The sequence below is a fragment of the Allofranklinella schreckenbergeri genome, from assembly GCF_003703475.1.
Classification (GTDB): domain Bacteria; phylum Pseudomonadota; class Gammaproteobacteria; order Burkholderiales; family Burkholderiaceae_C; genus Lampropedia; species Lampropedia schreckenbergeri.
On record NZ_RDQM01000017.1, the window covers coordinates 1 to 19,931 of the forward strand.

Sequence of the window (19,931 nt, forward strand, 5' to 3'; positions counted from 1 at the left end):
TGCTTTTGCGTGCGCTCTCCAGCAAAGGGCGCACATGCTCAAATTGCTCTGGGCTGATGTCGCTTGGGTATTTCGCTCTCATGCAACAAGCATAAACAAATTGGCAAAAAGATTTTGAACAGGTTCTTACAATCGCCCGCAAACAAAAACGGCTGCGGCACGTGCGAACGGTAGCGCCAGCGCCGCCAATGAGAGGGCTGTGCCCCACACAGTCCGCAACAAGCCTTGAAAGCCTGCTCATGGCGAGCAGGCCTTCCCACGATGAAATCGCTGTCGATGCGTGCGTTTGGGCACGCATCGGCTTTTGTGTGATTGCGTTTTGGGAGATTTCTTCGATGTGTACTGCTTGCAGTGGGCCAAGCCTGAGCCGCTTGGCACTGGCGGTGTTGTTGAGTGTGCAGGTTGCGCCTGCGGCGTATGCCCAGGCTGGCCAGGTGGATGCGCAAGGCCAGGCTGTGGCGGCCCAAAAGCCAAGGGCGCAGCCAGCCAAAGCGGCGCAGGCGGCGCAGGCGGCGCCAGCGCAGGGTAGCGCCCAGGAGGGCGTGTTGCCTGAGGTGACGGTGGTGGGTACCAACTTGCCTGTGGATGTGCAAAGTTACCCCGGCTCTGTTTCGGTGGTGCAGCAGGAGGATTTGGGGCGCACCAGCAATGTGATTGAGGCCATGGCGGCCGTGCCGGGGGTGACCACGGGCGGCGACAGCGGGCGCAGCACGGGGCAGCAATTCAACATCCGCGGCTTTGGCTACCAGTCCGAGGATCGGGTCATCATCTTGCAAGACGGGGTGCGCCGCTCCACGGCGCTGTATTCCAACCATGTGTCGAGCTTTCGCGCCGATCACGACCTGCTGCGGCGGGTGGAGATCGTCAAGGGTGCATCCTCCGTGCAGCACGGTGGCGGCGGCATTGGCGGCGTGGTGGCGATGACGAACAAGGATGCGCGCGATTTCCTGCCCAGCGGTCAGCAGGCGGGCATGGCGGCCAAGCTGCGCTATGAGCACAACAACCACCGCGAGGGCTATGTGGCGGGCGCCTGGGCGCCGCAGGATCGCCCGGTGGAATTGCTGGCGTATGCCAAGCGTGGCAAGACGGGCGATATCCGTTTTTCGCGCGAGTACGGCGCCAACCGCCAGGGCCAGCCCATCGATACTGCCGACAACCGGGAGAACCTGAGCGTGGCTTACGTGCAGGGCGCGGTGCGGCTGACGGGCGACCAGCGCCTGGCGCTGTCGCACTACGACTACCGCATCAAAAACAAGACCACTTGGCAGACGCTCTACCACACCAATTACGGTGAAGACCCGATACACGGCAAGCTCAGCCAGCAGGACACGGTGCTGAAATACCAGTTCCTGCCCGCGCACAACCCCTGGTTGCAATTGGAGGCTTCGGCCTACCACTCCAGGGCGGCGTACGACCGCGGTTATGTCTCTGCCTCGGGGGCGGGCATCCAGTACAAAAACGCCGACCAGCGCAGCGGCCTGCGCCTGAGCAATGAATCGCATTTTGAGACGGGCGCCATCGCGCACCGGCTGGCCAGCGGCTTGAGCTTCGAGCGGCGCGAGGAAGATGCGGTTTACCGGCGCAATGGCAAGCTCAGCGACTTTGGCTCCATGCCCAACACCTACAAGGATTTGGGCCTGTACGCCCACTTGGAATCGCGCCTGTGGCAAGGGCGGCTGACGACCCAGATCGGCGGGCGTTACGACCGTTTCCAGCGCCAAATCCACAACCGGCAAACGCGCTATCGGGATACGCACTTCTCCCCGCGCCTGGGCGCCAGCCTGGAGGTGGCCAGCGGCTTGTACCTGCTGGCCAACTGGTCGGAGGCGTTTCGCGCGCCCACGCCGCATGAGACCTCCATCGAAGGGCCAGTCAACCCCCATTACTGGTATTTGCCCAACCCTGATTTGAGGCCCGAAACCATCCGCGAAACCGAGCTGGGCGCCTCGCTCACCCGCTACGGCCTGCTGGCCTCGGGCGATGTGCTGCGCACCAAGCTGATGTACTTCAATGGCCGCATCAAGGACTTGATCACCCTGCGGGAAACCCGCAAGGGCGAAGTCTCGCCCGACGATACGCCCTATGGGCATTACGTCAACGTCGATCGCGTCAAGCGCCACGGCATCGAGTGGCAAGGCAGCTACGAGCGCGGCCCCTTTGGCCTGGGCATGAGCTATGCCACGCTGCGGCAGATCGACCAGGGCACGGGCAAAAACACGCCGCAAACCTTTGCCAACAAGCTGGCGCTGAACACCCACCTCTCGCCCCGCGCGGGGCTGAAGCTGGGGCTGGAGGTCAACCACTGGTTCAAGCCCAAGCCCAACCCGGCCAGCACGGTCAGCCGGGGCAAGACCTATTGGTATGTGCGCAAGGACTTCACCATCACCAACGTCTATGCCATCTGGCAACCCAACCCGCACGGCAGCGGCGCGTTCGGGCGCGACTTCAGCGTGCGCGTGGGCATCAACAACCTGTTTGATGCCTCGTACATGAACGCCAGGGATGTGGAAACAAGCTCGCGCGTGGGCAAAGGCCGCAATGTGTACGTGAATCTGGAAACCCGGTTTTGAGGGCTTTTCCAAGCATAAATTACATATCAATGTGAAATATATTTGAATGATATATTGCCAAAAAGTGGGTATTTTATTTCTTTTTGATGTGTAATTAAAAACACGAAGAGGGCAAGCCACCATGGCTTGCCCTCTTTGTTGGCGCCCTTTGTGGGCTGCGGCTGGCAGGAGTAGAGGGGTTTTACATTGGGGAAAATAGACTCTTTTGCTACCAAGCCGAAATGGGGCGATTTCTTTGCTTATTGATCGATAAAAAAGCGCTTCTCTGCCGCGCCGACATCATGGGCGCGCTCAGAGCATGCGCACCGCCGTGCCGGAGACCGACACCAGCATCATGCCGTTGGTTTCGCCCAGCACCTCGTAGTCGAAATCGATGCCGACGATGCCGTTGGCGCCCAGTTTTTTGGCGGCCTCGATCATGTCGTCCAGCGCCGATTGGCGTGCGCCCGCCAAGGCGCGCTCGTAGCCGCCAGCGCGGCCGCCCACCACATCGCGCACGCTGGAGAACATGTCGCGAAACAGGTTGGCGCCGATGACGGCTTCACCGTTGACCAGTCCCAGAAACGTGCCCACCTGCTTGCCGCCCTGGCCTTCGGGCATGACGGTGGCGAGGAAAAAATCATCCGACGATTTGCTGAACCAGCCCATGAGGCAACTCCTTGCAAGGGTTTGAGTGATTGAAAAAAAGCGTGGCGCACGCACCGCCTGCGCTACTGCATTTGCGCGGGCAGCCACAGCGCCAGTTGCGGGAAGAACCACAGCAGCACCAGCGCCGCCGCCATCAAGAAGAAGTAAGGCGCGCAGGCATAGGCCACATAGGGCAGGTGCTTGCCCGTCATGCCTTGCAGCACAAACAGGTTAAAGCCCACGGGTGGGGTGATTTGCGCCGTCTCCACAATGATGACCAGAAAAATGCCGAACCACAGCGGGTCAATGCCTGCGGCTTGCACGATGGGCAGCACGACGGAGACGGTCAGCACGATGGTGGAGATGCCATCGAGAAAGCAGCCCAGCACGATATACAGCAGCGCCAGCATCAGCATCAGCATGCCGGGCGAGAGTTCGAGCGAGCCAACAAAGGTGGCGAGCTGGCGTGGCAGGCCGATATAGCCCATGGCCAGTGACATGAACGCCGCGCCCGCGAGGATCAGCGCAATCATGCAATACAGCCGCGTGGCGCCCAGCAGCGATTGCTTGAAGCTCTGCCAGCTCAGCGCGCCCTGCGCCGCCGAGAGAGCGAAGGCACCCACCACGCCCACGGCGGCCGCTTCGGTGGCGGTGGCGATGCCGGTATAAATGCTGGCGATAACGCTGAGGATCAGCGCCACCACCGGGATCAGGTGGCGCGACTCGCGCAGCTTGTGCGCCAGGCTGGAGGCTTGGCCCTCGCGCGGGATTTGGTCGGGATTGCGCAAGGCCCACAGGATGATCCAGCCCGAAAACAGCGCTGCCAGCAGCAAGCCGGGCGCCACGCCCGCCATGAACAGCTTGGCAATCGAGACATCGGCAGCCACGCCATAGACGATGAGGATGATGGAGGGCGGGATCAGCAGCCCCAGCGTGGCCGGCCCGCCCAGCGAGCCGACGATTTGCGTGAAGGGGTAGCCGCGGCGTTGCAGCTCGGGGATATTCATCTTGCCCACGGTGGCGCATGTGGCCGCCGAGGAGCCGGAGACGGAGGCGAAGATGGTGCAGCCGATCACATTGGTATGCAGCAGTCGGCCCGGCAGCGCGTCCACCCACGGCGCCAGGCCGCGGAACATGTTTTCCGACAGGTTGGTGCGAAAGAGGATTTCCCCCATCCACACGAACAGGGGCAGGGCGGTGAGCGTCCAGCTACTGGCCGAGCCCCAGATGGTCAGCGCCATCGCGTCGCCAGCGGGGCGGCCGGTGAGCACCTCCATGCCAAACCAGGCCACGCCTGCCAGCGTCAGCCCGACCCAAACGCCGCCGCCCAACAGGGCAAACAGCACCAGCAACAAGGTGGCACTGATGGCAAATTCACTCATGGCTGACCTCCTTGGCGCTGCATTGGGCGCCGCCCCAGATGCTCATTACCAGCTCATCAATAAAGGCAATGCAGAAAACAACTGTTCCCAAAGCCATCATGGTTTGGGGAATCCACAGGGGCGTGGCATCGCTGCCTGTGGAGACGTCGTTGAACATGTAGGACTGCCATACCAGGCGGCAGGCGTAAAAAGCCAGAAAGCCCGACAACACAGAGGCAATCGCCAGCGCGGCAATCTCCACCGCGCGGCGCACGCGCCCCTTGAGCGCTCCCAGCAGCAAGGTGACGCGGATGTGTTCGCCCTTTTTCAGCGTGCCCGCCAGGGCCAGAAAGCCCGCGCCAGCCATTGCGTAGCCGGCATAAGCATCAGTGCCGGGGGCGGCGAAGTTGAGCAGGCGGCTGGCGATGGTCGTCAAAACCATGGCCAGAATGCCAATCATGCAAAGCCCTGCCAGCCACAGGCTGGCGGCATAAAGGGTGTCAAGCAATTTGCGCATGGGCGGCTGCCAAGGGCGGGAAAACCGATAGGGGAAAGGTTGTGAAAAGAAGGTGCGGCCGCGCGTTGCGCGACCGGTACACGATTCATGTGCGGTGCGGATGTGCATCAGGGCGTGTGCCGAAACAGCACACGCCCTGACAGCTGTACCGAAGTGACGCCAGCTTTACTGGGCAGCCTTGTAAGCATCCAGCAGGACTTTGCCAGGCTCACCTGCTTTTTTCAGCCATTCGGCCTGCATGGTCTCGCCCACTTTGGCCAGATCGCTTTTGAGCTGGGGGCTGGGTTCGAGCACTTGCATGCCTTCGGCCTTGAGCTTTTCGATCGATTGCGCAGTGACTTCCTTGGAGCGCTGCCAGCCGCGTTGCTCTGCATCGGCAGCGGCTTTGCGCACGGCTTGCTGGGTGGCGCCATCCAGACGCTCGAAGGCCCGCTTGTTGGCCACGATGGCATTTTTGGGCAGCCAGGCCTGCACGTCGTAGTAATAGCCCATGCTTTCGTAAAGCTTTTTATCTGTGCCGGTGGAGCCAGAAGTCATCAGGCTTTCCACCACACCCGTGGCCAGAGCCTGGGGCAGCTCGGCTTCTTGAATGGTGACGGGTTGAGCACCGACCAACTCGGCGATGCGTGCGGTAGCCGGACTGTAAGCGCGCATCTTCATGCCCTTGAGCTGCTGCACCGACTCAATGGGCTTTTTGGAAAACAGCCCCTGTGGTGGCCACGGTACGGCATACAGCAGCGTCATGCCCTGCTCGCTGAGTTTTTTCTCCAGAATGGGTTTTTGCGCTTGGTAGAGCTTGAAGGCGTCGTCATAGCTGGAGGCCACAAACGGCAAACCGTCAGCTCCAAAAATAGGCCACTCGTTTTGGAAGTTGACCATGAGGAACTCGCCCGCCTGGGTTTGGTTACCTTGTACCGCCCGTTTGATCTCGGGCGCTTTGAATAGGGATGCGCCGGGATGAGGGGTAATGAGAAGCTGGCCGCTTGTGGCCTCCGTCACCTCTTTGGCGAATTGAGCGATGTTTTCGGAGTGAAAGTTAAAGGCCGGATAGGCCGAGGCCAAATCCCATTTGGTTTGGGCTTGCACGCCAATTGTTGTGCCCAGCAAGGCGGCCAAGGTAGCCGCAGCCATCAGCGAACGTCTTTTCATCTTGTTTCCTTATGTCTTGAAGGCGCTTGCCACAGCAAGCAAAAGCCCGCTTGTGAAAGCGGGCGTGAAAATACCACGGTATGGAGGGCTGGCGGACAGTGGACAAAAGCGCCATCCATTCGCGCAATTTTGTAGTTATTATTACCTTTTGCCTTGTTCAACAAACTGACTCATGTTGTTCAACGAGTTGGTGTGGGTAAAGCGGCATGTTGACTGGCTTGGTATGCGCGTAAACGGCCAACACCATGCGCTCGGATTGCATGAGGTAGTCCTCCAGCATCTGCGCAGCCTTTTCGGTCTGCCCCATTTCCAGCAGATTCAGCAGTTGCTGGTTTTGCTCGATATATGGGGTGTAGAGGCATTCCGGGTTGTCCAGCAGCCCAAAAGCCAAGCGCAGCTCGGCGGCGAGATCGGCAAACATATTGGTCAGGCGCGAGCTATCGGCCAATGCCACGATGCCGGCGTGAAATGCCATGTTGGCCGAGCCAACAATGCGCCAGTGCCCCGCCTTTTGCGCCAACTGAGCCTGCTGCAATGCCTGCTTCATGGTGACATTGGCTGGATGGCGAGGATGGGCTTGCGCCATGGCAGAGCACTCAATGAGACGCCTGATGCGGTAGATGTCGATGATGTCGCCCATGCTGGGAATCACCACCGATACGCCTCGGTTAGGTTCATGGCGCAGCAGGCCTTCTTTGATCAATGTTCGAAAAGCCTCGCGCAAGGTATTGCGCGAGATGGCCAGTTGCTCGCTTAAAGCGCTTTCCGATAAGTGCTGGCCTGCGCGCAGCTCGCCCTGAATAAGCTGTTGGCGAATGTGATCGGCGACGTTGTCGGTCAGGCTGTGAGAGGGTGATGTGTGTAACAACGGCATGGCAAGCTCAATCGAATCCAAATATGCGGGTAACTTGATAAAAGTTTTTAACAATTCGGTCATCATAGAGGGTTCTGTACGCATGGCCTAAATAAAGGACATTTCATGCCCAGGTGTGTGCAATTCAAGCCACAACTGCGTCATGCAATTGAGGAGTCTGGAATGGATTTGAATAGCGATTTAGGTGAAAGCTATGGCGCCTGGCAGATGGGCGATGACGCCAGCATGTTGCAAGTGGTCACCAGCGCCAACGTCGCGTGCGGCTTTCATGCGGGCGATCCGCAGGGCATCTTGCAAACCTTGCGCGAAGCCGCAGCGCGCGGCGTGGCGGTGGGGGCGCACGTGAGCTACCCCGACCGTGTGGGTTTTGGCCGCCGCAATATGGATGTGGGCAGCGCCGAGTTGACGGCGGATGTCATCTACCAGATCGGCGCCTTGCAGGGCCTGGCGGCCGCCGCAGGCACGCGCGTGCGCTACGTCAAGCCGCACGGGGCGCTTTACAACACCATCGCCCACGACCGCCGCCAGGCGCAAGCGGTAATTGCCGGCATTCGCGCGGTGGACGACTCGCTCATCCTGCTGGGCCTGGCAGGCTCGCCCATCCTGCAATGGGCGGCCGATGCGGGCTTGCCCGTAGCGGCGGAGGCTTTTGCCGATCGCGCCTACACCCCGCAAGGGGAGCTGGTGTCGCGCCGCGAGCCGGGCGCAGTGCTGCACGATGCCGAGCAGGTGGCGCAGCGCATGCTGGGTTTGGTGGAATGCGGCGAGATTGAAGCCATTGATGGCAGCCGCATCCGTTTGCGGGCCGACTCCATTTGCGTGCATGGCGACAGCCCTGGCGCAGTGGCCATGGCCCAGCGCGTGCGCCAGCGCCTGCAAGAGGCTGGCGTGGCGCTGACTTCTTTTGCGCTTGATGGCTTGCCCCCGACGCCAGCGTGACGACGCCTGCCATGACAACACCACCGCCCTCCCTCGACACCCTGCGCGGCGCCTTGCTGGGCCTGGCGCTGGGCGACACCCTGGGCGCGCCGCATGAGGGCGGCTGGCTGGCGCGAGGCCTGTGGCTGGCGCTGGGCCGCACGCCGCAAGGGCTGCGCCGCTTTACCGACGACACACAAATGAGCCTGGATGTAGCCGAATCCCTGCTGGCTTGCTCCGGCTTGGATCAGGATGATTTGGCGCGGCGCTTTGCCGCCAGCTACCAATGGCGGCGCGGTTATGGGCCGGGCGCGGCGCGGCTGCTGCGCCGCATCCGTGCGGGCATGCCTTGGCGTCAGGCCAGTCGCAGCGTGTACGCCCAAGGCTCATGGGGCAACGGCGCGGCCATGCGGGCAGCGGTGCTGGCGTTGTGGCCTTACGCCAGCCTGGACGAGGTGCAGCACGCGGCCCGGCAGCAGGCCGAAATCACCCACGCACACCCGCAAGGCATTGCGGGTGCGGTGCTGATAGCCGTCGCCACGCGTGCGTTGATGGCACCGCAAGCGAACGCTGCGCAGGTGCTGGCGGCGGTGCAAGCGCATGTGGATGAACCGGCTTTCGTCCCTGCCCTGCAGCAGGCCGCGCAATGGCTGGAGCGGCAGCGCACGCAGGGCGATGCGCCTGATGCGCACACCGTGGCGCGCACGCTGGGCAATGGCATCACCGCGCGCAGCTCTTGCGTGACGGCGCTGTATCTGGCCCTGCGCCACCTGGAGCAAGACTTTGATGCGCTGATGCGCTTTGCCATCGCCTGCGGTGGGGATGTGGACACCATTGCCGCCATGGCGGGCGCGCTGTGGGGCGCGCACCGTGGCGGTGCGGCTTTGCCTGCGCTGGAGCTGGAGCAACAGGCGCGGCTGGAGGGCGTGGCCGCACAACTGCACGCACGCTGGCTGCAAGCGCACAAGGCCGCCGCATGATTTTTCTATCCCGACCGACCCGATTCCAATCCTTGTCACGCCTATGACGACGCCACCCTCTTTTTTGCGCAGCCTGCCCGCGGGCGACGCCGCCTGGCTGATGGAACTGCCCGATCTGCCGCAGGCCTTGGCCTTGTTCGAGGCTGTGCAGGCTGCCCGCCAGAGCGCGCTCGCGCCAGACGCCACGCGCCCTGCCATGCCGCATGCCGATGCGCTGCGCGCCATCCACACCCTGGTGCCTGCCGCACGCACGGTGCTGGTGGAGTTCGCCCCGCACGCCGCCAGCGCGCAACAAGTGCTGGCTGCCGTGCGCCACATTGCCCGGATAAGCGCCCAAATCAGTGCCCAGGCAATGCCAGGCGGGCAGGGCGGGGCGGGAGGGCAGGCCCGGCGCGTTGAAATCCCCGTGCATTACGAGGGCGAAGACCTTGAAGCCCTGGCTGCGCACCTGCGCATCAGCCGCGCCGAGCTGATCGAGCGCCACACCGGATGCGATTACCACGCCGCCTTTGCCGGTTTTGCGCCTGGCTTTGTCTATCTCAGCGGCGGCCATCCGTGTTTCACCCAGGTGCCCCGGCTGGCTACGCCACGCACACGCGTGCCCGCTGGCTCCGTCGCTTTGGCGGGCGATTTCAGCGCCGTGTACCCCAAGGACAGCCCCGGCGGCTGGCAACTCATCGGCACCACGCCCTTGCAGATGTGGGACTTGCAGCGCGCCGAGCCCGCGCTGATGCAGCCGGGCTTTCGCGTGCGCTTTGTTGATCTGGCCCAGAGGCCGCGCCATATCAGCCTGCCAGCGGCTACGGCCACTGCTTCCGCCCCCGCGCCCGTTTCCTCAGCCCAGGCTGCAACGCCCACTCAGGTTCAAGGCGAAAGCGCTGCCGCATCCCTGCACATCATGGCCCCCGGCCTGCAAACCCTGGTGCAAGACGGCGGCCGCCGTGGCATGACGGGCATGGGCGTCTCCGCCAGCGGCGCGCTCGATGGCGCGGCCATGCGTGCGGCCAACCGCTGCGTGGGCAACCCCAGCGACGCGCCCGTGCTGGAAAACACCCTGGGCCTGCTGCGCCTGCGCTGCCAGGGGCGGGCCGTGGCCGCCGTCACCGGCGCTTGCACCGTGCTGCGCATCACCACCGCCAGCGGCGCACAACTGCACCCGGCCTTGTACGAAGCCTTTGCGCTGGACGATGGCGATGTGCTGGAGCTGGCCGCACCTACCGCCGGGCTGCGCTGCTACGTTGCTGTGCGAGGCGGCCTGGGCGTGCCCCCGGTGCTGGGCAGCGCCGCCACCGATACGCTCGCGGATATTGGCCCTGCGCCCTTGGCGGCGGGCGATGTCTTGCCCGTGGGGCAGGCCATCGCCGCCGCTGCGTTGCGCCCTGTTACGGCCGATGCCGTGGCCGCTGAATGCGCCGCCCACCTGCCCCGACCGGGGCAGGAAGTGATGCTGGACGTATGCCTTGGCCCGCGTGACGATTGGTTCGCACCCCAGGCCCTGGCCTTGCTGACGCAACAGCGTTGGCAGGCCACGCCCCAATCCAACCGCGTCGGCATTCGCTTGCAAGGCCAAACGCCCCTGCCACGCGCCCAGGCGTATGCCAGCGCTGAGCTGCCCAGCGAGGGCACGCCCAGCGGCGCGCTGCAAGTGCCCGCCAGCGGCCAGCCCGTGCTGTTTCTGGCCGATCACCCTTTGACGGGCGGCTATCCCGTCATCGCCGTGCTGGCGCGCCATCACCTGGATCTTGCCGCCCAAGTGCCTCCCGGCGCGTGGCTGCGGTTTCGCCCGCTGCCGTGCGGCAAGGGCGAGGCCGATCTCGCCTGACCTCACCAACTCTCCCACTCAAAGTCTTTTTCATGATGACCAAAGTTTTGATTGCCAACCGGGGCGAAAACACCTGTGTTTCGTCAAATTGGCGTGATGCGCGCAGCGCATGCGGCGATCTCGCCCTTCCCAAGGCTGTTAGTTGAAAGCCCGTTTCCATGATTACCAAAGTTCTCATTGCCAATAGGGGCGAAAACACCTGTGTTTCACCAAATCGGCGTGATGCGCGCAGCGCATGCGGCGATCTCGCCCCTCCCAAGGCTGTTAGTTGAAAGCCCGTTTCCATGATTACCAAAGTTCTCATTGCCAATAGGGGCGAGATCGCCGTCCGCATTGCGCGCGCCTGCGCCGATTACGGCGTGGCCTCGGTGGCGGTGTATGCCGATGCCGACCGTGATGCCCTGCACGTGCGCATGGCCGATGAAGCCTGGGCGCTGGAGGGCGAGCGCGCCGCTGATACCTATTTGCGCATCGACAAGCTGCTGGACATCGCCCGCCGCAGCGGCGCCGATGCCGTGCATCCCGGCTACGGCTTTCTCTCCGAGCGCGCCGAATTCGCCCGCGCCGTGCAGCAGGCTGGCCTGGCCTGGATCGGACCCGATCCGGCCACCATCGAAGCCCTGGGCGACAAAGTCGCTGCCCGCAAAATCGCCCAACAAGCGGGCGCCCCCCTGGTGGCGGGCACGACCGATCCCGTGCAAAGCGCCGACGAAGCGCTGGCCTTTGCCCGCCAGCACGGCCTGCCCATTGCCATCAAGGCCGCTTTTGGCGGCGGCGGGCGCGGTCTGAAAGTCGCCTGGCAACTTGACGAAGTGGCCGAGCTGTACGAATCCGCCGTGCGCGAAGCCGCCGCCGCTTTTGGCCGGGGCGAGTGCTTTATCGAGCAGTTTCTGGATCGCCCGCGCCACATCGAAGCCCAGGTCATCGCCGACCGCCACGGCAACGTCCTCGTGCTGGGCACGCGCGACTGCTCCTTGCAGCGGCGCAACCAAAAGTTGGTGGAAGAAGCGCCCGCCCCCTTCCTCTCCGACGCGCAGCGCCAGCGCATCCACCAAGCCGCGCGCGCCATCTGCGTGCAGGCCGCCTACGTCGGCGCGGGCACGGTGGAATTCCTGCTCAGCCGCGACGGGCACATCTCCTTTCTGGAAGTCAACACCCGGCTGCAAGTCGAGCACCCCGTCACCGAGGAAGTCTTCGGCATCGATTTGGTGCAAGAGCAATTGCGCGTGGCCGATGGCCTGCCGCTGTCGGTCACCGAAACGCCCGCGCCGCGTGGCCACAGCATCGAGTTCCGCCTCAATGCCGAAGACCCAGGGCGCGGCTACCTGCCCACGCCTGGGCGCATTACGCGCTTTGACATGCCCGCAGGCCCCGGCGTGCGCGTGGACAGCGGCGTGAGCGCCGACTCCCTCGTGCCCGGCAGCTTCGACTCGCTCATGGCCAAGCTCATCGTCACCGGCCGCACCCGCGCCCAGGCGCTGCAACGCGCGCGCCGCGCCCTGGCCGAATGCCACATTGAAGGCGTGGCCAGCGTCCTGCCTTTTCACCGCGCTTTGCTGGACGAGGGCGATTTCACCAACGCCGAGGCGCTGCGCGTGCACACCCGCTGGATCGAAACCGAATTTGCGCCGCGCGTTGCCATGGTCCCCCGGCCCGAACCCGCCAGCGCCCTGGCCTGGCAGCACACCTGGATCGAAATCGACGGCCAGCGCCGCCGCTTGGGCTTGCCTGCGCAATGGCTGGGGGCGTTGAGCGCGCCCGGTGCATGGGGGGCGCCAGGGGACGCAGAGGCTGCGAGCGCCGCGCCGCCTGCACCCGCTGCGCAAGCCGACGCCAACGCCATCACCGCGCCGCTGACGGGCAGCTTATTGGCCTGGAAAGCCGAGCCAGGCCAGGCCGTCGAAGCCGGGCAAACCGTGGCGGTGATGGAAGCCATGAAGATGGAAGTTGCCATCCCCGCCCCCCGCGCGGGCCGCCTGCATCCGCTGGTGGAGGCGGGCAGCGCGTTGCATGCAGGCGATGCGCTGGCGCGGCTGGAGGATTGAATACCTGCTGCGCCCCTGCGCAGCGTGCAGGAGGGTAGGGGCAAAGCAGGCGTCAATGTGCTTATTTTTTCAAATCAAAAAGAAATAAAATACCTTTATTTCGGCATGATGATATTAAAATCAATTTTATTTTGATCGATAAATAATAGAGGCGCAGGCGTGCGCCTGCCCCGCAAGCGCTGGCAGCAAAACACAACAAGCGCCACGGCTGAGGTGGCGCTTGTCGGGTTCACGCAGCGTGCGTGCGAGGGAGTTTCAGAGCGTCTTACAGGCGCTTACAGATAGTCTTTGCGCAGGCGGCGCTTGAGCAGCTTGCCGCTGGGGTTCTTGGGCAGGCTGTCGGCAAAGACCACGCGCTTGGGCGCCTTGAAGTGCGCCATGTGGGCGTTGCAGAAGTCGATGACCTGCTGCTCGCTCAGCTCGGCGCCGTCCTTGCGCACCACCACGGCGGTGACAGCCTCCACCCACTTCGGGTCGGGCAGGCCGATCACGGCCACTTCGCTGACTTCGGGCATGCGGTAGATCATTTCCTCCACCTCGCGGCTGGCCACGTTTTCGCCGCCGGTCTTGATCATGTCCTTCTTGCGGTCAACGACGCTGATGTAGCCCTCCTCATCAATCGTGGCCAGATCGCCCGAGTGGAACCAGCCGCCTTCGAACGCGGCGGCGGTGCGCTCCTCATCCTTGAAGTAGCCCAGCATCAGGTGCGGCGAGCGGTGCACGATCTCGCCCACCTCGCCCACGGGCACGTCCTGCATGTCGTCATCGACCACGCGGGTTTCCACATTCAGCACCGGGCGGCCGCAGGAGCCGGGTTTGCGCAACTGGTCCTCAGGGCCGAGGATGGTGGCCAGCGGCGCGATTTCGGTCTGGCCGTACAGGTTCCACAGCCGCACATCGGGCAGGCGGCGCGCCATTTCCTTCATCACCTCCACCGGCATGATGGAAGCGCCGTAATAGCCCTTGGCCAGCTTGGACAGGTCGGTCTGGTCAAACAGCGGCGAGCGCAGCAGCGCAATCCACACCGTGGGCGGAGCGAAGAAGCTGGTGATGCCATGGCGCGCCATCATGGGCAGCAGGCTATCGGGCGTTGGCTTGGAGGTGATGATGTTGGTGCAGCCCATGTAAACGGCTGGGCCGAGGAACACATCCAACTGCGCGCAGTGGTACAGCGGCAGCGCGTGCAGCAGCACGTCATCCTGGGCAATGGCGGCGTTGTTCACGCAGCTCACGTATTGCCACAGCACGGCATCGTGCGTGAGCATGGCGCCCTTGGGGCTGGATTCGGTGCCGCTGGTGTAGACGATTTGCAGCAGCCCGTCGCTGGTGGGGCCTGCGTCCTCAGGCAGTGGGTCGGTGCAGGCGGCCAGCTCGTCCAGCGTGGTCATGCCGGCCACAGGCTCGCCCGGGTCTTCGGCGGGCAGCCAGAGGAAGTGTTCGACTTGCGTATCGAGCTTGGCGGCTGCCTGGGCCAGCTTGGCCATGTTGTTGTCGGTGGCCAGCCAGCGCGCTTCGGCATGGCGCAGGATATAGGCCACCTCATCAGCGGTGAGCATGAAGTTGATCGGCACCAGCACCGCGCCCAGGCGCGCCAGCGCAAAGCGCAGCGCCACAAAGCCATGCGAGTTGCGTGCCAGCACCGCGACCGTGTCGCCCGTGGCCACGCCACGCTGCGCCAGCCCTGCGGCTATCCGGGTGACCAGCGCGTCAAACTCCGCGTAGCTCCAGCGCACATCGCCGCAGATCACCGCGGTTTTCTCAGGCAAGCGCAGTGCCGTGCGGCGCAAGATATCGGCAACGCTTTGGCGACGGACGATAGGGGGCAGGGTGGACATGGTTGCGATCTCCTTGGTTGGGGGTTGGCAGGCAATGTGCCCTGCGGGGGCATTTCTCTGCTCAACCTCCACTTATGCGTTGACGGGTTGGAGTCCCCATGCCATCAGCGCTTGGGGCGTTGGTTGTGCGAGGAGAGAAAAACGGTGCAGAGCCTGAGGATCAACGGTGCGCCGCGCCTGCCAGCGCTGCGCCCGTGCTTTGGATTATGGGAGAGCGACGCGGCGCAGGCCGCGCTCTTGCCGCCCAGCGCCAGCCAGGTTGCTTGGAAGGCAGAGCCGGCAACCTCAGGCCCTGAGATCCTTCCGCAAGCTCGCTGCGTTGCCACGCTTGCCAAGGCAGCCAGCCTTGGCAAGCGTGTCGCCTTGCGATCACACGGTTTTGGGGCCAGTGCGGGGGTGCGCAAAGTGCATCACACGCTCTAAATATCTTCCAGCAAAGGGTAGGGCACGGCGTCAAGGCGAAGGGCCAGGGCTTGCCCGCCGTGCAGCCAGTGCACCGGCTCTTGTGCATGGGCGATCTTGAGCGAGACGATGGCGGCAAACGGCGCAGGCTGCCCGGCGCCGGGCTGGCTTTGCCCAGGTTGGGGCTGTGCAGGCTGGGGTTGCCATGCGGCTTGCACCAGCACGCCGCAGGGCTGCTGCGGATCCGATGGGGTGAAGATTTCCGTGCCCGGCTCGGGCAGGTGCGTCGCCAGCCCTTGGGCCAGGTAGGCGCGGCGCTTGATTGCGCCCCGGAACTGGCTGCGCGCTACCACCTCCTGGCCGGGGTAGCAGCCTTTTTTGAAGTTCACGCCGCCGATGGATTCGTAATTGAGCATTTGCGGCACGAACTGATCGACCACGCCCTGGCTGATGGTGGCGATGCCGGAGGCCGCCTCGGACCAGGCCCAAACGGCGGCGTCGGTATCGGGGGGGAGGGCTTGGGCGTCTGCTGCGGCGCTGATCCAAAGGGCACGTGCGCTCTGGCCAGCCGGGTAAAGGCCGATCAGCCAGGCCGCCCCGCTGGCGGTCTGATCCGTCGTGCCCGTTGCTGCGTCAGGCGCAGGCCCGGCCACGGCGGCGGCGCTGGCAACAGCTTGCCAGGGCTGCAAGGGCAGGGCGCTGGCGGCGCTGCCCGCCCAGATCGGCAGCGCCGCCGCCGTGGCGATGGCGTCGCCCATCAGCCCGCGCAGGCGCCATTGCGCGCTGGCGTCGCTGATGCGGACTTTGGCGCGCAGCACGTACATCGACAGGCGTTTGTGCACCGCCGCCAGCACGCTGCGGTGCGCCAGCAGCAGCACATCGCTGGCGCCGTAGCGCACGCCGATAAAGCTCGCCTGCATGCGCCCTTTGGGGCTGAGAAAGGCGGCCAGGCGTGCGGCGTCGTGCTTGAGCAAGGCGAAATCGTTGCTGAGCTGGCGGTGCAAGAAATCCAGCGCATCGGCGCCGCTGACGTGCAGGACGCCCAAATCGTCGATAGGGGTGATGGCGTTGAGTGACATGGGGGGAAGGCTTGGATGAAGCGGCGCGCGCCGCGCCGGGTGCGCTTTGAGCAGGCTTTTGCAGCGTGCAAAAAACAAGCGCCAGAACCGCGTTGGCGATGCCCGGCAAGGGGCGCTGGCGCAGGCGGGGGCAACAGGGGATTCGTGCTATCGTGCGCGCCTTTTGGCCACGGCGGCTGCCTATGGCGCGCGCCGTTTTTACCAGAGGAATAGTCGTTTTGCTGCGCAGATTGTTGTTGCTCCTGTTGCTCGTGCTGGTATTGGCTGGCGCGGCGCTGGGCTATGGGTGGTGGTGGCGGATGCAACCGCTGGAGATTGCGCCATCGCCCGCCGAGGTGACGATTGCGCGCGGCGCTTCCGCCAAAACCGTGGCGCAGACGCTGGTGGCCGCAGGCGTGTTCGACGTGCCCGTGCAAGGGCTGTATGCCTGGCTGCGCCTTTCGGGCCAGGGCAGCCAGGTCAAGGCCGGTTATTACGAATTCGCATCCGGTGACACGCCCGCGCAGGTGATGCAGCGCCTGATCAAAGGCGAGCAAAGCCTCAAATCCATCACCTTCGTCGAGGGCTGGACGTTCGCGCAAATGCGCCAGTTGCTCGCCCAGCAGCCGCTGGCGCACGAAACCCGGGGCCTGAGCGATGCGCAGGTGATGGAAAAACTCGGCCGCCAGGGCGTGCACCCCGAGGGGCGCTTCTTCCCCGATACCTATTTGTATGCCAAGGGCAGCAGCGATTTGGCCGTGCTCAAACAATCGCTGGAGGCGATGGAGCGCATGCTCGAAGCCGCCTGGCAGCAGCGCGAGCGCAGCCTGCCGCTGAAAACGCCCGATGAGGCGCTGATCCTGGCCAGCATCGTGGAAAAAGAAACCGGCCGCGACAGCGACCGCCGCCGCATTGCGGGCGTATTCGTCAACCGCCTCAACAAAGGCATGCTGCTGCAAACCGATCCCACCGTCATCTACGGCCTGGGCCAGCAGTTCGATGGCCGCTTGCGCAAGCGCCACCTGCAAACCGATACGCCCTGGAACACCTACACCCGCGCCGGCCTGCCGCCCACGCCCATTGCCATGCCCGGGCGGGCCTCGCTGCTGGCGGCGGTGCAGCCGGAGAAAACCACGGCGTACTACTTCGTGGCGCGCGGCGATGGCTCCAGCGAATTCAGCGAAACCCTGCAACAGCACAACCGCGCGGTAGATCGTTACATCAGGGGCAAACCATGAACATGGCAGCCAGGCAAACACCCGCAGCGGCGCGCCCGCGCGGTTGGTTCATCAGTGTGGAAGGCATCGACGGGGCAGGCAAATCCAGCCACATCGAAGCCATCGCCCAGGCCCTGCAAGCGCAAGGCCAGCGCGTTTGCCTCACGCGCGAGCCAGGCGGCACGCCCTTGGGCGAGCAATTGCGCGAGCTGCTGCTGCACCAGGACATGGACGCCTGGGCCGAAACCCTGCTGGCCTTTGCCGCCCGCCGCCAGCACCTGCGCGAAGTCATCGCCCCCGCGCTGGCCGAAGGCGTTTGCGTGGTGTGCGATCGCTATACCGATGCCACCTACGCCTACCAGGGCAGCGGCCACGGCGTGCCGTGGGAGGCCATCGCCCAGCTTGAGCGCTGGGTGCAAAGCGGCTGGCCGACCGTGGGGGCAGGCGCAGCGACGGCAGCGGGGGATCGGCCAGAGGGCGCGCTGCTTGAGCCCGATTGCACGCTGTGGTTCGACGTGCCGCCCGAAGTTGCCGCCCAGCGTCTGCAACAGGCGCGCACGCCCGACCGCTTTGAAGGCCAGGCCCGCGCATTTTTCGAGCGCGTCGCCCAAGGCTATGCCCGCCGCGCCGCCCAGGCGCCCGCGCGCATCGTGCGCATCGACGCCCATGCCCCCTTGCCCCAAGTGCAAGAGCGGGTGCTGGCCGCCTTGGCCCAGCAGGGTATTTTGCGTGCCTGAAGCCTTTTTATTTCAAATCAAAAAGCAAAAATATCGCCTTGTTTCGGCATGATGGTATTGAAGTCAATTTTACTTTGATTGAAATATCTCTTGTGCCCGGCCCGGGCCGGAAAAAGGCGCGAAGCGCTCGATGGAGCAGGCTCTGAAAGAGCCGAGCGGCCCTGTCCGGCCTTCTTTGCACGCCAGCGCAATGCCAGCAAGGCAGAATCGGCAGCCTTTTCACCCTCTCGCTCAAGCCCTGCATGGCCAGTAAAACCCCGCCCCCGCCCCCGCCGCCCAAACTGCCGCCGCCCATGCCTTGGCTGGCGGGCCAGCTCGACGCCTTGCTCCAGCAGCAAGGCCACGCCCTGCTGCTGGAAGGCGCTTCCGGCCTGGGCCAGTTCGAGCTGGGGCTGGCCTGGGCGCAAGCCGCGCTGTGCGAGGCGCGGGCGGCCGATGCGCCCATGCAAGCCGCATGCGGGCGCTGCGAAGGCTGCCACGCCGTGCAGGTGCGCACCCACCCGGATTTGCTGGTGCTGCTGCCCGAGGCCTTGCAAATCGAATGGGGCTGGGGTGCGCAGGAGGGCGATGCGACCGAAGCCAAGCGCAAGCCCAGCCGGGAAATCCGCATCGAAGCCATGCGCCAGATGATCACCTTCAGCCAGCGCACGGACGCGCGCGGGCGCGGCAAGGTGGTGCTGGTCTATCCCGCCGAGAGCATGAACGCCATCACCGCCAACGCGCTGCTGAAAACCCTGGAGGAGCCGCCTGGCCCCACACGCTTCGTGCTCGCCACCCAGGCGGCGCACCGCCTGTTGCCCACCATCCGCAGCCGCTGCCACGCCTGGAAGATGCACTGGCCCGCAGCCGATGCCGTGCAGGCCTGGCTGTTGGCCGCAGGCGCGCCGCCCGAGCAGGTGCCCACCGCCGTGCAGGCCGCAGGCGGGCGCCCGCAGGATGCGTGGCAATGGTTGCAAGCGGGCTTGACGGCGCAGGATTGGCAGCGCCTGCCCAGCCAGTTGGCGCAAGGCCAGGCCGGCTTGTTGGCGCAAGCCACGCCCAGCCAGGCGGTAGCGATGCTGATGCAGGTCTGCCACGACGCCATGGCCGTCGCCGCAGGCGCTGCGCCGCGGTATTTCGAGGCGCAGGCCTTGCAGGCCGCGCTGGGCGGGGGCAGGGGCGGCAGGGCCGATGCCAAAGCGGGCGAGGCGGCCGTGCCCACATGGGCGCAGCGCCAAAAACGCCTGGCCAGGCTGAGCCAATGGTCGGTGGAACTGGCCCAGGCCGCGCGCACCAGCGAGCACACCTGGAACCCGGAGCTGATGCTGTGGGCGCTTGTGGACCAGGCGCGCGCTGCCTTACACTCGCCCGCCTGAGTGAGCGCCCCCGGCCTTTCCCACTTCTACCAACACACCCAACACCATGTCCGCCACCGAAGACGCCCCCAAAACCGCCGCGCGCCCCAGTGTCATCCAGCTCAACATCAAGGAAAAAGCGGCGCTGTACGCCTCGTACATCCCGCTGTTCAAAGAGGGCGGCATCTTCGTGCCCACCGAGCGCGATTACCAGATGGGCGACAGCATCTTCGTCATGCTGACGCTGCCCGACGATCCCAAGAAATACGCCATTGCAGGCACCGTGGCCTGGATTACCCCTTCGGGCGCCTCGGGCGGGCGCGTGCGGGGCGTGGGCGTGCGCTTTCCGGCGGACGACAAATCCTCCGAGCTGCGCACCAAGATTGAAAACCGCCTGGGCACCGCCCTGGGCTTAGACCGCCCCACCCACACGGTGTGACTTCCCCCTTCGCGCCGCTGCCCGCGCGCCTGCGTGGGCCATCCCT

At 64.6% G+C, this 19,931-nt stretch carries 17 protein-coding genes; 9 read left to right on the top strand and 8 right to left on the bottom strand.

The features are described 5' to 3' along the window. Positions 1 to 335: 335 nt before the first annotated feature. Positions 336 to 2,570, top strand: coding sequence for a TonB-dependent receptor domain-containing protein (locus EBQ26_RS11100; RefSeq protein ID WP_238944330.1), 2,235 nt, complete (start codon positions 336 to 338; stop codon positions 2,568 to 2,570). A 291-nt stretch (positions 2,571 to 2,861) separates the two neighbouring features. On the opposite strand, the gene EBQ26_RS11105 is transcribed toward EBQ26_RS11100, so the two are convergent. The 5 genes from EBQ26_RS11105 to EBQ26_RS11125 all read right to left on the bottom strand — a co-directional run bounded on the left by EBQ26_RS11105 (position 2,862) and on the right by EBQ26_RS11125 (position 7,098). Then, positions 2,862 to 3,170, bottom strand: a complete 309-nt coding sequence (locus tag EBQ26_RS11105; RefSeq protein ID WP_238944337.1) for a YbjQ family protein — start codon at positions 3,168 to 3,170, stop codon at positions 2,862 to 2,864. Between the two features lie 110 nt (positions 3,171 to 3,280). Continuing rightward, entirely contained in the window at positions 3,281 to 4,579 is a 1,299-nt protein-coding gene (locus EBQ26_RS11110) for a TRAP transporter large permease (protein WP_122239159.1), read from the bottom strand. After that, positions 4,572 to 5,075 carry a TRAP transporter small permease gene (locus EBQ26_RS11115; RefSeq protein ID WP_122239161.1) on the bottom strand — a complete coding sequence of 168 codons (504 nt, stop codon included), beginning with the start codon at positions 5,073 to 5,075 and terminating at the stop codon, positions 4,572 to 4,574. Before EBQ26_RS11115 ends, EBQ26_RS11110 begins: the two co-directional genes overlap by 8 nt. Positions 5,076 to 5,240: 165 nt before the next feature. Beyond that, positions 5,241 to 6,224, bottom strand: a complete 984-nt coding sequence (locus tag EBQ26_RS11120; RefSeq protein WP_122239163.1) for a TRAP transporter substrate-binding protein — start codon at positions 6,222 to 6,224, stop codon at positions 5,241 to 5,243. 157 nt (positions 6,225 to 6,381) lie between these two features. After that, positions 6,382 to 7,098, bottom strand: a complete 717-nt coding sequence (locus EBQ26_RS11125; protein ID WP_122239211.1) for a GntR family transcriptional regulator — start codon at positions 7,096 to 7,098, stop codon at positions 6,382 to 6,384. A 162-nt stretch (positions 7,099 to 7,260) separates the two neighbouring features. On the opposite strand from EBQ26_RS11125, the gene EBQ26_RS11130 reads away from it, so the two are divergent. The 4 genes from EBQ26_RS11130 to EBQ26_RS11145 all read left to right on the top strand — a co-directional run bounded on the left by EBQ26_RS11130 (position 7,261) and on the right by EBQ26_RS11145 (position 12,863). Continuing rightward, positions 7,261 to 8,037 (top strand): LamB/YcsF family protein, encoded by a 777-nt coding sequence (locus EBQ26_RS11130; protein WP_122239165.1) that lies wholly within the window; start codon positions 7,261 to 7,263, stop codon positions 8,035 to 8,037. 11 nt (positions 8,038 to 8,048) lie between these two features. Next, positions 8,049 to 8,996 (top strand): ADP-ribosylglycohydrolase family protein, encoded by a 948-nt coding sequence (locus tag EBQ26_RS11135; protein WP_122239213.1) that lies wholly within the window; start codon positions 8,049 to 8,051, stop codon positions 8,994 to 8,996. Positions 8,997 to 9,039: 43 nt separating this feature from the next. After that, positions 9,040 to 10,818 (top strand): 5-oxoprolinase subunit B/C family protein, encoded by a 1,779-nt coding sequence (locus tag EBQ26_RS11140; RefSeq protein ID WP_122239167.1) that lies wholly within the window; start codon positions 9,040 to 9,042, stop codon positions 10,816 to 10,818. A gap of 284 nt (positions 10,819 to 11,102) precedes the next feature. Beyond that, positions 11,103 to 12,863 (top strand): acetyl/propionyl/methylcrotonyl-CoA carboxylase subunit alpha, encoded by a 1,761-nt coding sequence (locus tag EBQ26_RS11145; protein ID WP_122239169.1) that lies wholly within the window; start codon positions 11,103 to 11,105, stop codon positions 12,861 to 12,863. A gap of 275 nt (positions 12,864 to 13,138) precedes the next feature. On the opposite strand, the gene EBQ26_RS11150 is transcribed toward EBQ26_RS11145, so the two are convergent. After that, positions 13,139 to 14,698, bottom strand: a complete 1,560-nt coding sequence (locus EBQ26_RS11150; protein ID WP_238944331.1) for an acyl-CoA synthetase — start codon at positions 14,696 to 14,698, stop codon at positions 13,139 to 13,141. A 419-nt stretch (positions 14,699 to 15,117) separates the two neighbouring features. Beyond that, positions 15,118 to 16,179 (bottom strand): CAF17-like 4Fe-4S cluster assembly/insertion protein YgfZ, encoded by a 1,062-nt coding sequence (gene ygfZ, locus EBQ26_RS11155; protein ID WP_122239217.1) that lies wholly within the window; start codon positions 16,177 to 16,179, stop codon positions 15,118 to 15,120. A 221-nt stretch (positions 16,180 to 16,400) separates the two neighbouring features. Here ygfZ and mltG point away from each other — a divergent pair, with 221 nt between their 5' ends. Further along, a complete protein-coding gene (mltG, locus tag EBQ26_RS11160) occupies positions 16,401 to 17,396 on the top strand; it encodes an endolytic transglycosylase MltG (RefSeq protein WP_313790384.1) in 996 nt (331 codons plus the stop codon). A 2-nt stretch (positions 17,397 to 17,398) separates the two neighbouring features. Further along, positions 17,399 to 18,112, top strand: coding sequence for a dTMP kinase (gene tmk / locus EBQ26_RS11165; protein WP_122239173.1), 714 nt, complete (start codon positions 17,399 to 17,401; stop codon positions 18,110 to 18,112). Positions 18,113 to 18,129: 17 nt separating this feature from the next. Here tmk and EBQ26_RS12765 read toward each other — a convergent pair whose 3' ends face one another. Further along, complete coding sequence (locus EBQ26_RS12765; RefSeq protein ID WP_147474056.1) at positions 18,130 to 18,312, bottom strand: hypothetical protein; 183 nt, start codon at positions 18,310 to 18,312, stop codon at positions 18,130 to 18,132. A 42-nt stretch (positions 18,313 to 18,354) separates the two neighbouring features. Between EBQ26_RS12765 and EBQ26_RS11170 the strand changes: the two genes are divergently transcribed. Both EBQ26_RS11170 and EBQ26_RS11175 read left to right on the top strand, forming a co-directional pair. Continuing rightward, positions 18,355 to 19,467: a DNA polymerase III subunit delta' gene (locus tag EBQ26_RS11170; RefSeq protein ID WP_238944332.1), complete on the top strand. Its 1,113-nt coding sequence runs from the start codon at positions 18,355 to 18,357 to the stop codon at positions 19,465 to 19,467. Positions 19,468 to 19,513: 46 nt separating this feature from the next. Continuing rightward, positions 19,514 to 19,885, top strand: coding sequence for a PilZ domain-containing protein (locus EBQ26_RS11175; protein ID WP_122239175.1), 372 nt, complete (start codon positions 19,514 to 19,516; stop codon positions 19,883 to 19,885). Positions 19,886 to 19,931 lie beyond the last annotated feature (46 nt).

Bases quoted from the DNA above. Each gene is read 5' to 3' on its own strand.
- tmk (WP_122239173.1), top strand. From the start codon at position 17,399: ATGGCAGCCAGGCAAACACCCGCAGCGGCGCGCCCGCGCGGTTGGTTC.
- EBQ26_RS11175 (WP_122239175.1), top strand. From the start codon at position 19,514: ATGTCCGCCACCGAAGACGCCCCCAAAACCGCCGCGCGCCCCAGTGTC.
- EBQ26_RS11125 (WP_122239211.1), bottom strand. From the start codon at position 7,098: ATGCCGTTGTTACACACATCACCCTCTCACAGCCTGACCGACAACGTC.
- EBQ26_RS11130 (WP_122239165.1), top strand. From the start codon at position 7,261: ATGGATTTGAATAGCGATTTAGGTGAAAGCTATGGCGCCTGGCAGATG.
- EBQ26_RS11150 (WP_238944331.1), bottom strand. From the start codon at position 14,698: ATGTCCACCCTGCCCCCTATCGTCCGTCGCCAAAGCGTTGCCGATATC.
- EBQ26_RS11105 (WP_238944337.1), bottom strand. From the start codon at position 3,170: ATGCCCGAAGGCCAGGGCGGCAAGCAGGTGGGCACGTTTCTGGGACTG.
- EBQ26_RS11100 (WP_238944330.1), top strand. From the start codon at position 336: ATGTGTACTGCTTGCAGTGGGCCAAGCCTGAGCCGCTTGGCACTGGCG.
- EBQ26_RS11135 (WP_122239213.1), top strand. From the start codon at position 8,049: ATGACAACACCACCGCCCTCCCTCGACACCCTGCGCGGCGCCTTGCTG.
- EBQ26_RS11145 (WP_122239169.1), top strand. From the start codon at position 11,103: ATGATTACCAAAGTTCTCATTGCCAATAGGGGCGAGATCGCCGTCCGC.
- EBQ26_RS11170 (WP_238944332.1), top strand. From the start codon at position 18,355: ATGGCCAGTAAAACCCCGCCCCCGCCCCCGCCGCCCAAACTGCCGCCG.
- ygfZ (WP_122239217.1), bottom strand. From the start codon at position 16,179: ATGTCACTCAACGCCATCACCCCTATCGACGATTTGGGCGTCCTGCAC.
- EBQ26_RS11140 (WP_122239167.1), top strand. From the start codon at position 9,040: ATGACGACGCCACCCTCTTTTTTGCGCAGCCTGCCCGCGGGCGACGCC.
- EBQ26_RS11120 (WP_122239163.1), bottom strand. From the start codon at position 6,224: ATGAAAAGACGTTCGCTGATGGCTGCGGCTACCTTGGCCGCCTTGCTG.
- EBQ26_RS11115 (WP_122239161.1), bottom strand. From the start codon at position 5,075: ATGCGCAAATTGCTTGACACCCTTTATGCCGCCAGCCTGTGGCTGGCA.
- EBQ26_RS11110 (WP_122239159.1), bottom strand. From the start codon at position 4,579: ATGAGTGAATTTGCCATCAGTGCCACCTTGTTGCTGGTGCTGTTTGCC.